The organism is Pseudomonas sp. GW821-FHT04D07 (assembly GCF_059420225.1).
This window is the reverse complement of record NZ_JBWKTH010000022.1, coordinates 1-12,802: the sequence shown is the minus strand read 5'-3', so window position 1 is coordinate 12,802 and position 12,802 is coordinate 1. Positions and strand designations below refer to the sequence as shown.

General features: G+C 62.8%; 11 protein-coding genes. 1 reads left to right on the top strand and 10 read right to left on the bottom strand.

Annotated features, from left to right (window positions below; genetic code table 11):
* Positions 1–84 precede the first annotated feature (84 nt).
* Positions 85–1,005, top strand: coding sequence for a CgnE/CgnB domain-containing protein (locus AC07T0_RS22465; RefSeq protein WP_495003248.1), 921 nt, complete (start codon positions 85–87; stop codon positions 1,003–1,005).
* Between the two features lie 53 nt (positions 1,006–1,058).
* Here AC07T0_RS22465 and hutG read toward each other — a convergent pair whose 3' ends face one another.
* The 10 genes from hutG to AC07T0_RS22415 form a co-directional block, all read right to left on the bottom strand.
* Complete coding sequence (hutG, locus tag AC07T0_RS22460) at positions 1,059–1,862, bottom strand: N-formylglutamate deformylase (protein ID WP_495003247.1); 804 nt, start codon at positions 1,860–1,862, stop codon at positions 1,059–1,061.
* 11 nt (positions 1,863–1,873) lie between these two features.
* Positions 1,874–3,079: an imidazolonepropionase gene (gene hutI / locus AC07T0_RS22455; RefSeq protein ID WP_495003246.1), complete on the bottom strand. Its 1,206-nt coding sequence runs from the start codon at positions 3,077–3,079 to the stop codon at positions 1,874–1,876.
* Between the two features lie 17 nt (positions 3,080–3,096).
* A complete protein-coding gene (locus tag AC07T0_RS22450) occupies positions 3,097–4,506 on the bottom strand; it encodes an amino acid permease (RefSeq protein WP_495003245.1) in 1,410 nt (469 codons plus the stop codon).
* Positions 4,507–4,787: 281 nt separating this feature from the next.
* Positions 4,788–6,326 carry a histidine ammonia-lyase gene (gene hutH, locus AC07T0_RS22445; RefSeq protein WP_495003244.1) on the bottom strand — a complete coding sequence of 513 codons (1,539 nt, stop codon included), beginning with the start codon at positions 6,324–6,326 and terminating at the stop codon, positions 4,788–4,790.
* 110 nt (positions 6,327–6,436) lie between these two features.
* Positions 6,437–7,960 (bottom strand): histidine ammonia-lyase, encoded by a 1,524-nt coding sequence (gene hutH / locus AC07T0_RS22440; RefSeq protein ID WP_495003243.1) that lies wholly within the window; start codon positions 7,958–7,960, stop codon positions 6,437–6,439.
* 177 nt (positions 7,961–8,137) lie between these two features.
* Entirely contained in the window at positions 8,138–8,968 is an 831-nt protein-coding gene (locus tag AC07T0_RS22435; protein WP_495003242.1) for a quaternary amine ABC transporter ATP-binding protein, read from the bottom strand.
* Positions 8,965–9,816 (bottom strand): ABC transporter permease, encoded by an 852-nt coding sequence (locus tag AC07T0_RS22430; protein ID WP_495003241.1) that lies wholly within the window; start codon positions 9,814–9,816, stop codon positions 8,965–8,967. Before AC07T0_RS22430 ends, AC07T0_RS22435 begins: the two co-directional genes overlap by 4 nt.
* Before the next feature lie 71 nt (positions 9,817–9,887).
* Entirely contained in the window at positions 9,888–10,856 is a 969-nt protein-coding gene (locus tag AC07T0_RS22425; protein ID WP_495003240.1) for an ABC transporter substrate-binding protein, read from the bottom strand.
* Positions 10,857–11,029: 173 nt separating this feature from the next.
* Positions 11,030–12,499: a purine-cytosine permease family protein gene (locus AC07T0_RS22420; RefSeq protein ID WP_495003239.1), complete on the bottom strand. Its 1,470-nt coding sequence runs from the start codon at positions 12,497–12,499 to the stop codon at positions 11,030–11,032.
* Between the two features lie 168 nt (positions 12,500–12,667).
* Positions 12,668–12,802 (bottom strand): hypothetical protein (locus AC07T0_RS22415; RefSeq protein ID WP_495003331.1); only part of this gene is annotated, 135 nt, incomplete at its 5' end.

The window sequence follows — 12,802 nt, the reverse complement described above, 5'->3', positions numbered from 1 at the left end:
ATAAACGCTTCAATAGTCAGGTCACGTAGAACGGCAGGAGCCGCTCTGCCGGGGTATCCGCGCAAAAGTGAAAGGGAGTTTCCAATGCAGCAAGACTATTTGCCGGGCCTGCTTTCCTACCCGGAGAAGGCCATCATCCTCGCTGACAACGAAATGTTTATCCGCGCCCTCGCGGAACTGGGGCTGGACGCCGCCGCTGTCGATTCGACCGAACCACTGCCGGCGCAAAGCCTGGTGTTTTCCTTCACCCGCCAGGGCGCCCGGCAATTCTATGAGCGGGCGGCCAAAACCCGGGGCAAACAAAGTATTCTCTGCCCGCTGCACGCCTTCGACCCGGGCCTGGAGAACGCGCTGTACAGCCTGATGCTGCTCCTGCGCAGCGACTTCGCCGAGTGCCTGAGGCGCCAGCGCGACCACCTCAGGCTCTTGAGTCAGCACCCGCACCTGCACCTGGCCGGCGAGGGATCGCGGGCCGATGTCTGGTTGCAAAACCACTCGGCCCCTTATGTCACCACCCGCGACGAGATCAGCGAACAGTTCGTGCTGTCCGTCTCGGAGTTGTTCGAAGTGCACTACGCCCACATGCGCCCGGACAGTCCCGATCTCTTTCAACTGAACGGCATCCTGCACATCAGCGGCCTGCTGACGTCTCAGGGCAGCAACCGCACGCATCTCGCCACAGGGGTCGATGAACGCGTGCTGGAACTGACCCAGAGTGTCGCCAGGCACCAGGCCTGGCTACATATCGAACACAACCAGGTGCGCTCGTTCAAGGTTGCCGGGCAGGAATATGTCGGTCTGCTGAGTCGCGCGGCAGGTGACAGGGGCCTGTACCTGAGCGAGTTCGCCATCGGCGTGAACGAGAGCATCGGGCCGAACATCAACTACAGCCACAACTCGCCGATGAACGAAGGTGTCAGCGGCGTGCATGTGGGCCTGGGGGACGGCAACAGTGGCTATCACATCGACTTCCTCAGCCCGGGCGTCGAGGTGCTCCCGGGATGAGCCATGGCCGTGACAGGACTCGTTCGATTATCTTGAAAACGGTGCAACCCGCCTCAGCGACCGTAGTGCTCGCGGCCCCAGACCAGCAGGCCTTGCAGCAGTTCCTTGAGCACTACCCGCGTCGGTTCCGCCAGGTCGCTGCGGTAGTTGAACGGCTCGAACTCTTCCATATAGGTGCACTGCCCCAGCTCAAGCTGCACGGCGTGGATATTCTGCGCCGGGTCGCCATAGTGACGGGTGATATGCCCGCCCTTGAAGCGTCCGTTCAACACATGGCTGTAGGCCGGATGTCCGGCACAGATGCCCTCCAGCCGCGCCGCCAGTTGCGGGTTGCAGCTGGCGCCGTTGAAGGTGCCCAGGTTGAAATCCGGCAGCTTGCCGTCGAACAGGTGCGGGATCACCGAGCGGATCGAGTGGGCGTCGAACAGCAAGGCATAGCCGAACTCGGCCTTGAGCCGCGCCAGCTCCTGTTGCAGAGTCTGGTGATACGGTGTCCAGATCTGCTCCAGGTAGTTCGCCCGCTCCGCGGCCGACGGCACCTGCCCTTCGACGAACAGCGGCACGCCATCGAACAGGGTGGCCGGGTACAGGCCGGTGGTGGCACCGACATACAGCGGCTTGTCGTCGGACGGCCGGTTCAGGTCGATGACAAACCGCGAGTAACCGGCCGCCAGGGTGCTGGCGCCCAGTTCGGCAGCGAAATCATAGAGCCGCGGGATGTGCCAGTCGGTATCCGGCAGGCTTTGCGCCTCGGCGATCAACCCGGCCTTGACCGCCGGGGTCAGTTGCACACCGGCATGGGGCATGCTGATCAACAGCGGCACGCGACCTTGTTTGAAACTCAGAACGTTATCCACAGGACAATCTCCTAGATCAGTACTTCGACACCATGGCGCACCACGCGCTTGCTCAGGTCACCGCCCAGCCAGTAGGCCAGGTCCGCCGGCCGCTCGATCTGCCAGGCGACGAAATCCGCGACCTTGCCAATCTCCAGCGAACCGTGGGTAGCGCCCATGCCCAACGCCGTGGCGGCATGCTGGGTGACACCGGCCAGGGCTTCTTCCGGGGTCATGCGGAACAGGGTGCAGGCCATGTTCAGCATCAGCCGCAGGGACAGCGCTGGCGAGGTGCCGGGGTTGAGGTCGCTGGCAATGGCCATCTTCACGCCGTGCTTGCGCAGGGCATCCATCGGCGGCAGCTGGGTTTCGCGCAAAAAGTAGAACGCCCCGGGCAGCAGCACCGCGACGGTACCGGCGGCGGCCATGGCGATGGCGTCCTCTTCGGTCATAAATTCCAGGTGGTCCGCCGACAGCGCCTGGTAACGCGCCGCCAGGCTCGAACCGTGCAGCGATGACAGCTGCTCGGCATGTAGTTTCACCGGCAAGCCCAGCTGTTGCGCGACCTTGAACACCCGCTCGACCTGGGCCGGGGAAAACGCCAGGTATTCACAGAAGGCATCCACCGCGTCGACCAAACCTTCGGCGGCCAGGGCCGGGAGCATCTCGGCGCAGATATGCTCGATATAGTCGTCGGCCCGCCCGAGGTATTCCGGCGGCAAGGCATGGGCCGCCAGGCAGGTGCTGCGCACGCTGACCGGCAATTCGGCGCCGAGGCGGCGAATCACCTTGAGGATCTTGCGCTCGCTGTCCAGGTCCAGGCCGTAGCCGGACTTGATCTCGACGCTGGTCACGCCATCGCGCAGCAGGCAGGTCAGGCGTTGCCGAGCGCTGTCGAACAGTTCGTCCTCGCTCGCGGCACGGGTCGCCCGCACGGTGCTGGCAATCCCGCCGCCAGCGGCGGCGATCTCGGCATAACTCACGCCTTGCAGGCGTTGCTCGAACTCACCGCTGCGGTTGCCGCCGAACACCGTGTGGGTATGGCAATCGATCAGCCCCGGCGTCACCCAGGCCCCGCGCAGATCCTCGACCTGTGGATAATCCGCGGCCGGCAGTTCGGCGCGTGGGCCGATCCACTCGATCGTCGACGCCACGGTCACGATGGCGGCATCCTCGATGATCGAGTAGCTGCCTTGCGCCATGCTTGCAACGTGACAGTTCTGCCAAAGCGTTTTCATCCGGGGCCTCCGTTAGGTTATTGATGAGACAAAGCAGGGTCTGGCTGAACGCGGGCATCCTGGGCCGCCGCCGGCTTGACCCAGACCTGGTAGGCCAGCACCAGCAGGCCGATCCAGACCGCGCCGACGATCAACGCCGGCCGGGTGTCGGGGAAATAGCCCAGCACGCCGAAGATAAACACCATGAAGGCAATCGCCGCCAGCGGCGCATAGGGCCAGAACGGCACCGGAAACTTCAGTTGCGCGGCCTCTTCACGGCTCATGGAACGGCGCATGGCCACCTGGGTGACCAGGATCATGATCCACACCCACACCGTGGCGAAGGTGGCGATCGAGGCGATCAGCAAAAATACGTCTTCAGGAATCAGGTAGTTGAGCAGCACGCCCAGCAGCAGCGCGGCGGCCATGACCAGCACGGTCATCCACGGCACACCGGCGCGGGACAGCTTGGCGAAGGCCTGGGGTGCATGGCCTTGCTCGGCCAGGCCGTACATCATACGGCCGGCACCGAAGATATCGCTGTTGATGGCGGAGATCGCCGCCGAAATCACCACGATATTGAGAATGCTTGCCGCCGAGCCTATCCCCAGGTTCTGGAAGATCTGCACGAAGGGACTGCCCTGGTTGCCAATCTGCTGCCACGGGTAGAGGGACATCAGCACGAACAGGGTCAGCACGTAGAACAGCAGGATGCGCAGCGGTACCGCATTGATCGCCTTGGGGATCACCCGCTGTGGGTCCTGGGCTTCACCGGCGGTGACGCCGATGATCTCGATGCCGCCGAAGGCGAACATGACCACCGCGAACGAGGCGATCATCCCGGCCGCGCCGTTGGGCATGAAGCCGCCGTTGCTCCAAAGGTTGCTGATGCCGACGGCCGTCGACGGCGTGGCCGTGCTGATGCCGAAGAACAGGATGCCGAAGCCTCCAAGGATCATCGCGACAATGGCGCCGACCTTGAGCAGCGACAGCCAGAACTCCATTTCGCCGAAGACCTTCACGGTGCACAGGTTCAGCGCGCCAATGATGAAGACAACGCCGAGTACCCAGACCCAGCGATCGACCTCGGGAAACCAGAAGCCCATATAGATGCCGAAGGCGGTGACGTCGGCCAGGCCAACGATGACCATCTCGAACGCATAGGTCCAACCGAGGATAAAACCGGAACGGGGACCGATGTAGGTGCTGGCGTAGTGGCCGAAGGAACCGGCCACCGGATCGTGCACGGCCATTTCGCCGAGGGCGCGCATAACCATGAACACCGCGGCGCCGCCGATCAGGTAGGCCAGCAGCACGGCCGGGCCGGCCATCTGGATGGCCGAGGCGGAACCGTAGAACAGCCCGGTGCCGATAGCGGACCCCAGGGCCATGAAGCGAATATGTCGAGCCGAGAGCCCGCGTTTCAAACCTTTGACTTGCTGTTGCATTGCTCGTCCTTAATTATTCTTATCGATAAAACTCGATGAGAATCAGACTGTTGGCGAGTATCTCGCGGCCGCCTGACCGCAAAAGGGGTCGCAGAGTACCCAACCCGGCAGATGCAGGCAAAACCCATCTGCCGGGTGGCGACTACTGTAGGAGCGAGCTTGCTCGCGATGGACGCCAACGATAACGCGGGGTATCTGATGCCCCGCAGTGCCTGAACCACCATCGCGAGCAAGCTCGCTCCTACATGTCCTTCACGCCCCAGTCTGGTCTCGGGCAACGCTTACAGGCTTGGCAGCAACTTCGCCGGAACCAGTGCATTCAGGCAACGGGAAGCCAGCAACTCGGTGGCCGCCTCGATATCCGGGGCGAAGAAACGGTCCTTCTCGTAATACGCCACTTCCTCGCGCAACGTCGCCCGTGCGCTTTCCAGGGTTGGCGAGGTTTTCAGGCCATTGCGCAGATCCAGCCCCTGGCAAGCCGCCAGCCATTCCACAGCCAAAATCCCACGAGTGTTCTCAGCCATTTCCCACAGACGTTTGCCCGCAGCCGGGGCCATCGACACATGGTCTTCCTGGTTGGCGGAAGTCGGCAGACTGTCGACGCTGTGCGGGTGCGCCAGGGCCTTGTTCTCGCTGGCGAGGGCCGCGGCAGTCACCTGGGCGATCATGAAGCCGGAGTTGACGCCGCCATTGGCCACCAGGAACGGTGGCAACTGCGACATGTGCTTGTCCATCATCAGGGAGATGCGGCGCTCGCTCAGCGAACCGATTTCGGCAATCGCCAGGGCCAGGTTGTCAGCGGCCATGGCCACCGGCTCGGCGTGGAAGTTGCCGCCCGAGATCACATCGCCTTCGGCGGCGAACACCAGCGGGTTGTCGGACACCGCGTTGGCTTCGATCACCAGCACTTCGGCGGCCTGGCGGAACTGGGTCAGGCAGGCGCCCATGACCTGTGGCTGGCAACGCAGGGAGTACGGGTCCTGGACCTTCTCGCAGTTCTCGTGGGAGTCGGACACTTCGCTGCGCTCGCCCAAGAGGTGGCGATAAGCGGCAGCCGCATCGATCTGGCCATGTTGACCACGAGCCGCATGGATACGCGGGTCGAACGGCGAACGCGAACCCAGTACCGCTTCGACGGTCAGCGAACCGCTGACCAGGGCGCCGGCGAACAGGTCTTCGCCTTCGAACAGGCCACGCAGGGCAAAGGCGGTGGACACCTGGGTGCCGTTGAGCAGCGCCAGGCCTTCTTTCGCGGCCAGGGTCAGCGGTTGCAGACCGGCCTGTTTCAGCGCGGTGTGGGCGTCCAGCCATTCGCCCTTGTAGCGGGCCTTGCCTTCACCCAGCAGCACCAGGGACATATGGGCCAGCGGCGCGAGGTCACCGGAAGCACCGACCGAACCTTTCAGCGGAATGTGCGGGTAGACCTCGGCATTGATCAGGGCGATCAGCGCGTCGATCACCTGGCGGCGAATCCCGGAGAAACCACGGCTCAGGCTGTTGACCTTGAGCACCATGATCAGCCGTACCAGCGCGTCGCTGATCGGCGCGCCGACACCGGCGGCATGGGACAGCACCAGGGAGCGCTGGAGGTTTTCCAGGTCTTCGCTGGCGATACGGGTCGAGGCCAGCAGGCCGAAACCGGTGTTGATGCCGTAGGCGGTGCGGTTCTCGGCGAGGATCTGCTCGACGCAGGCGACGCTGGCTTCGATCTGTGCCGAGGCACTGTGATCCAGGGTCAGTTTCACCGGCTGTTGATAGATGGCACGCAGTTGGGCCAGGCTCAGTTGGCCGGGAATCAGGTTCAACGCAGTCACATTCATGCTCCTTTTGAGAGTTTTTACTAACTACCAGACGCTCCGGAAGCTTCCGTTATCCGTCGCCGCCGACTTTTTGAGCCGATGGCGCCTTGGCACGCTGGTTATTCGTGGAATCAGTGCAGGTCGGGGAACCTGCACTGGATCAATACTGGGTCCTTCAGCAGGCTCGCCGCGCTGGCGATGTCCGGCGCCAGCCAGCGGTCCTGGTCGTAGGCCGGGACGCGCTCGCGCAGCAGTTTCCAGGCGCGCTCGGTGCCGACACCGAAGCGCTGTTCCTTGAGGAATTCGAAGGCCTGGGCCGCCAGCAGGTACTCGATGGCGAGGATCTGCGTGCAGTTTTCCAGAGCCCGGTGCAATTTCAGCGCGGCATTGGTGCCCAGGCTCAGGTGGTCTTCCTGCAGGCCCGAGGTGACGTAGTTGTCGAGCACCGCCGGCTGCGCCAACTGGCGGTTTTCCGCACAGAGGGACGCGGCGACGTACTGCACGATCATCATCCCGGAGTTGACCCCCGGGTTGCTCACCAGGAAGGCCGGCAGGCCGCTGACATGCGGGTTGATCAGGCGGTCGAGACGGCGTTCGGCAATCGAGCCGATTTCCGCCATGGCGATTGCCAGCAGGTCCGCCGCCAGGGCCACCGACTGGCCATGGGGGTTGGCCTGGGACATCACCCGGTAGTTGTCCGGCGTGCCCAGCAACAGCGGGTTGTCGGTGCAGCCGTTGAGTTCGATTTCGATCTGCCGGGTGGCGTGCGCCAACTGGTCGCGGGCGGCGCCGTGTACTTGCGGGATCGAACGCAAGCTCAGGGCGTCCTGGGTGCGAATGCCTTTGCTGACGGCAATCACTTCGCTACCGTCGAGCAAGCCACGCAGGTTGTTGCCGACCTGCTGCATGCCGGGATGCGGTTTGAGCGCGATGATTTCCGCGTCGAACGCGGCGATTTGCCCACGCTGGGCCTCGAAGCTCATGGCCCCGACCACATCGGCCCATTGCACCAGGCGGGTCGCGTCGGCCAGGGCCAGGCAGCTCAAGCCGGTCATGCACGGCGTACCGTTGACCAGGCAGAGACCGTCCTTGGCCCCCAGTTGCACCGGTTGCAGGCCTTCGGCGGCCAGCGCCTGTTGCGCCGGGACGATCTGCCCGCGATAGCTCACCTGGCCGACACCGAGCAAGGCGATGCCGATATGGGCCATATGGGTCAGGTAACCCACCGAGCCCTGGGCCGGCACTTGCGGGGTGATGCCCCGGTTGAGCAGCGCCAGCAGGGCTTCGACCACCTGGCGCTGCAGGCCGGATTTGCCATGGCTGTAGTTGACGATGGCGGCGCAGAGGATGGCCCGGGTCTGTTCATCGGACAGCGGCGCGCCGACACCGCAGGCATGGCTGAGCAGGGTATTGCGCGACAGTTGGCTGAGCTGTTCGCCGGACAGCGAGACGTTGCACAGCGCGCCGAGACCGGTGTTCACGCCATAGGCACGCTCGCCGCTGACGACGATGCGCTGGACGATGGCCTGGGCATTGTCGATCCGCGCCCAAGCCTCGGGCGACAGTTCAAGCGGGGCGCCATGCCGGGCCACCGCGACCACATCCTGCCAACGCAAGGGGGCGTCGGCGATAACGATTTTTTCAGCCTGGGACATCTTCAACCTCATCAGTACAACTTGGATATTGATGCAGCATTACCGGCCTCTTCGCGGGCAAGCTCCGCTCCCACAGGTTTTTCAGTCGTACGCAAGACTCGGGCACGACTCAAATCTAGTGTGGGAGCGGAGCTTGCCCGCGAAGAGGCCAGCCCAGCCACCACCACCCTCACCCGCCTACACCGCCGCGGCACGCCGCTGAACAAACCGATCCACATACTCATCCGCCGGCGCATGCAAAATCTCCTTCGGCGTGCCGACCTGGATCAACTTGCCATCCTTGAGAATCGCGATGCGATTGCCGATCCGTACCGCTTCATCCAGGTCATGGGTGATAAACACGATGGTCTTGTGCAGCGTCTTCTGCAGCTCCAGCAACTGATCCTGCATCTCGGCGCGGATCAGCGGATCAAGGGCGCTGAAGGCTTCATCCATCAGGATGATGTCGGTGTCCGCCGCCAAGGCCCGGGCCAACCCAACACGCTGGCGCATACCGCCCGACAGCTGGTGCGGGTACTTGTCCTCGTAACCCTTCAGGCCCACGGTATTGATCCAGTGCAAGGCGCGCTTGGCGCAGACTTCCTTGCTTTCGCCACGGACCTTGAGACCGTAGGCGACGTTTTCCTGCACGCTCTTGTGGGGCAACAGGCCAAAGCTCTGGAACACCATGCTGATCTTGTGCCGACGAAACTCGCGCAACGCCTCCATGTCGTACTGGAGGATGTCCACGCCATCCACCAGGATCGCGCCGCTGGTCGGGTCGATCAGGCGGTTGAAATGCCGCACCAGGGTCGACTTGCCGGAACCGGAAAGGCCCATGATCACGAAGATCTCGCCGGTACCGACACTCAGCGACAGGTCGTTGACCCCGATCACGCAACCGGTCTCGGCCAGCACCTGATCCTTGGTCTTGCCCTGGAGGATCAGGCTCATCGCGTCCTTCTCACGCGAACCGAAGATCTTGAAGACGTTCTTGACTTCGATCTTGCTGACGCTGGCCTCGCTCATTTGCTCACCTCATGCCGTGGCCGACCATAGGCCTGGGTGATGCGGTCGATCACCACCGCGAGAATCACGATGGCCAGGCCGGCTTCCAGGCCGCGTCCGACGTTGAGGGTTTGAATCCCAACCAGCACGTCTTCGCCCAAGCCACGGGCACCGATCATCGAGGCAATCACCACCATCGACAGCGCCATCATGGTGGTCTGGTTGATCCCGGCCATGATGCTCGGCAGGGCCAGCGGCAGTTGCACGCCGAACAGTTGCTGCCAGCGGTTGGCGCCAAAGGCGTTGATCGCTTCCATCACCTCGCCGTCGACCTGGCGAATGCCCAGGTCGGTCAGACGGATCAGCGGCGGCGCCGCGTAGATCACCGTGGCGAAGATCGCCGGGACCTTGCCCAGGCCGAACAGCATCAGCACCGGAATCAGGTACACGAAGCTGGGCATGGTCTGCATGATGTCCAGCAACGGCATCAGCACCGAACGCAGGCGATTGCTGCGCGCCGAAAGAATGCCCAGCGGAATCCCGATCAGCACCGAGATCAGGGTCGCCACCAGCATCAGCGCCAGGGTCTGCATCAGCTTGTCCCACAGGCCGACCGCGCCGACCAGGAACAACAGGCCGACGATCACCAGGGCGGTCACCCACTTGCGAGTGGCGTGCCAGGCGATACCGCCGACAATGGCCAGCATCAGCCACCAGGGCGCCAGGCGCAGCAGGCCTTCCAGATTGACGATGGCCCATAGCAGGGTGTCGGAGATCTGGCGGAACACATCACCGTAATGGGTCACCAGTGCATCGACCCAACTGTTGACCCAGTCGGCGATGGAAAATGTGAAACGTTCGGGAAACATTGGAAACTCTCGATCAAGTGGTTGTGGCGAACTTCCCGGCCAGCCTCTCGGTTAGCCGGGAGGTAGTCGACCTACAGAGCCGCGTTGATTTTCTTGGCAGCGTCAGCGCTGACCCAAGCCTGCCAGACCTCAGGGTGTTCCTTGAGGAAGATTTTCGCCAGTTTCGGCGATTCGATCCGCTCTTTGGTCATGCGCCCCAGGTTCTGGTTCAACAGATCGATTGGCAGGTTAGCCTTTTCCAGTACGGCGACGAGCTCGGGGGCTTGCTCGTGGAAGGCCTTGGACAGACCGACCTTGATGCTCACGCGCTTGTCGACACCAGGTTTTTCCTCCAGCTTGACCAGGTCGACCTGACCCATCAGCGGCGTCGGCGACCAGTAGTAAAAGAGGATCGGCTCACCACGCTTGTAGCTCGACAGCACGGCGGCGTCCAGTGCTGGGCCGGTGCCAGGGCGAAAGTTGGTATAGGATCTTTCCAGGCCGTAGCTTTTCAGCATTTCGCTGTTCTCCAGCTCACAGGTCCAGCCGGCCGGACAGTTGTAGAAACGGCCCTTGCTCGGCTCTTCCGGGTCTTTGAACAACACCGCGTATTTACCCAGGCCGGCGATGTGCTTCAGGTCCGGCGCCAGGGCCTTGAGGTTGCGCTTGGCGTCGCCTTCGATCACATAGCGCGGCACATACCAGCCTTCGATGGCGCCCACCACCGGCGCGCCGACACCGACGACCTTGCCGGCTTTTTCAGCCTTGTTCCAGACTTCGCTGCGGCCAACCCACTCCTCGGCGAACACCTGGATATCGTTGCTGCTCAGGGCGTTTTCCATGGTGATGGAGTTGCCCGGCAGGCTGTCGGTCTTGCAGTCGTAACCCTTTTCCAGAACGAACTGCAGCACGTCGGTCAAGAACGCGCCGCTTTCCCAATTCAGACCCGCGAACTTCACCGGTTTGCCGGATTCGCACCAGCCGGCGGCCTGGCTGGCGCCGGCCGCTACCCACAGGCCCAGGGACAGCGCCGTGGTCAGCAGGGTCTTGGTCATTTTCATTCTGTGCCGCTCCTAATCTGCAAAGGGTTAACGCCGGTCAAGAGACCACCGACCCGGGTTGGCCTGCCAGCAGGCCCTGTGGAGCAGGACTTTCCGGGACGCCGCGAAGAGGCCCTTGAGACCACCCAAAGCTTCGTCGGGACACCGCCCGGACCCAGCACCGCTCCCACTGGCTAGTTCGCCACCGGTTGCACACGCCCATTGGTCTTGGCTAGCGCTTCCACGCCCGGCTCTACCGGCAGGATCAGACGGTCGGGAATAGCCCCATGCCACTTCTTCGCCGCGACGTAGTACAACGCCGCCGGCACCACCAGGCCGATGATCCAGGAGATATCGGTATCGCCCAGGCTCGCCACCAGGGAACCGGTATAGAACTGGGTGGCAATGAACGGCATCTGGATCAGCACGCCAAACACGTAAATGCTGATACCCAGCAGGTTCCAACCACCGTAGCGGGCCTTCGGATCGGACAGCGCGGGAATGTCATAGCGTTCCTTGGTGATGCAGTAGAAATCCACCAGGTTGATCGCGCTCCAGGGTGTGAAGAACGCCAGCAGGAACAGAATGAAGGAGGAGAACTCCTTGAGGAACGAGTCCTTGCCCAGCAGCGCCAGGGCCGCGGACACGCTGACCATGATGAAGATATACAGCAGGCGCACACCGCTGGAGATATGTCGGTTGCCACGGAAACCGCTGATGATGGTGGCGATCGACATAAAGCTGCCATAGGCGTTCAAGGTGGTGACCGTCACCTTGCCGAAGGCCACGGCAAAGAACAGCGCCGCCGCGACCGCCCCGGTACCACCGAGGCTGACGATGAACGAGACTTCGTGGTGGGAGAACTGCGAGCCGGCCAGGGCGGCGGCGAACACGCCGAAGACCATGGACGCCTGCGCGCCGATCACCGAACCCAGGCCCACGGCCCAAAAGGTTTTCACCGGCGAAGTGCGGCGTGGCAAATAACGCGAGTAATCCGCCACATAAGGCCCGAACGCGATCTGCCAGGACGCCGAGAGCGACATTGCCAGCAGGAAACTCGCCAGGGAGAAATGCTTGTTGCCGAGCAAGGCCGAGATATCGTTGCCGGCCAACAGTTTGTAGAACAGGTAGACGAAGGCGATCACTCCCAGCACGCTGGCGATCCGGCCGATGCCGTGGATCACCCGGTAGCCGAAGATGGTGCAGACCAGGATGCTGGCGGCGAACAGCACGATGCCGACCCAGTCTTCCACATGCAGCAGCTGCGCCACCGCCTGCCCGGCCAGCAACGAGCCGCTGGCCGAGAAACCGATATACATCAGGCACACCAGCACCAGCGGGATCACCGCGCCATAGACGCCGAACTGCACGCGGCTGGAGATCATCTGCGGCAGGCCCAGTTGCGGACCTTGCGCGGCGTGCAGCGCCATCACCCCACCGCCGATCAGTTGCCCGAGCAGCAGACCGATCAGCGACCAATAGACATCGCCGCCTAGCACCACCGCCAAGGCACCGGTGACAATCGCGGTGATTTGCAGGTTGGCACCCAACCACAGGGTGAACTGACTGAGTAGACGACCGTGTCTTTCCGCTTCCGGGATGTAGTCGATCGAACGCCTTTCGATCAACGGTTTGTAGCTTGCACGATCATTTGACGCAGACATTGTTCAACCTCTGTGGATTGTTTTCGTTAGGTGCACAGCGTTTGTGAAACTTGCTCCAGCCCCCCTTGTAGGAGCCGGCTTGCCGGCGATGGCGATCGAACAGTCGATGCAAGACGCTCGGGCCGCATCGCCGGCAAGCCGGCTCCCACACGGGTTTCCTGCAACAGCTTATTTACCGGTAATCATCGGCAGGTTCAGGCCCTGTTCCTTGGCACAGTCGATGGCAATCTGATAACCGGCATCGGCGTGACGCATGACCCCAGTGGCCGGGTCGTTGTGCAGGACGCGGGCGATACGCTCGGC

Excerpts from the sequence above, each read along its gene's own strand:
- AC07T0_RS22430 (WP_495003241.1), bottom strand. The coding sequence starts at position 9,816 with ATGTTTCCCGAACGTTTCACATTTTCCATCGCCGACTGGGTCAACAGT.
- hutH (WP_495003243.1), bottom strand. The coding sequence starts at position 7,960 with ATGTCCCAGGCTGAAAAAATCGTTATCGCCGACGCCCCCTTGCGTTGG.
- AC07T0_RS22425 (WP_495003240.1), bottom strand. The coding sequence starts at position 10,856 with ATGAAAATGACCAAGACCCTGCTGACCACGGCGCTGTCCCTGGGCCTG.
- hutI (WP_495003246.1), bottom strand. The coding sequence starts at position 3,079 with ATGAAAACGCTTTGGCAGAACTGTCACGTTGCAAGCATGGCGCAAGGC.
- AC07T0_RS22435 (WP_495003242.1), bottom strand. The coding sequence starts at position 8,968 with ATGAGCGAGGCCAGCGTCAGCAAGATCGAAGTCAAGAACGTCTTCAAG.
- AC07T0_RS22420 (WP_495003239.1), bottom strand. The coding sequence starts at position 12,499 with ATGTCTGCGTCAAATGATCGTGCAAGCTACAAACCGTTGATCGAAAGG.
- AC07T0_RS22465 (WP_495003248.1), top strand. The coding sequence starts at position 85 with ATGCAGCAAGACTATTTGCCGGGCCTGCTTTCCTACCCGGAGAAGGCC.
- AC07T0_RS22450 (WP_495003245.1), bottom strand. The coding sequence starts at position 4,506 with ATGCAACAGCAAGTCAAAGGTTTGAAACGCGGGCTCTCGGCTCGACAT.
- hutH (WP_495003244.1), bottom strand. The coding sequence starts at position 6,326 with ATGAATGTGACTGCGTTGAACCTGATTCCCGGCCAACTGAGCCTGGCC.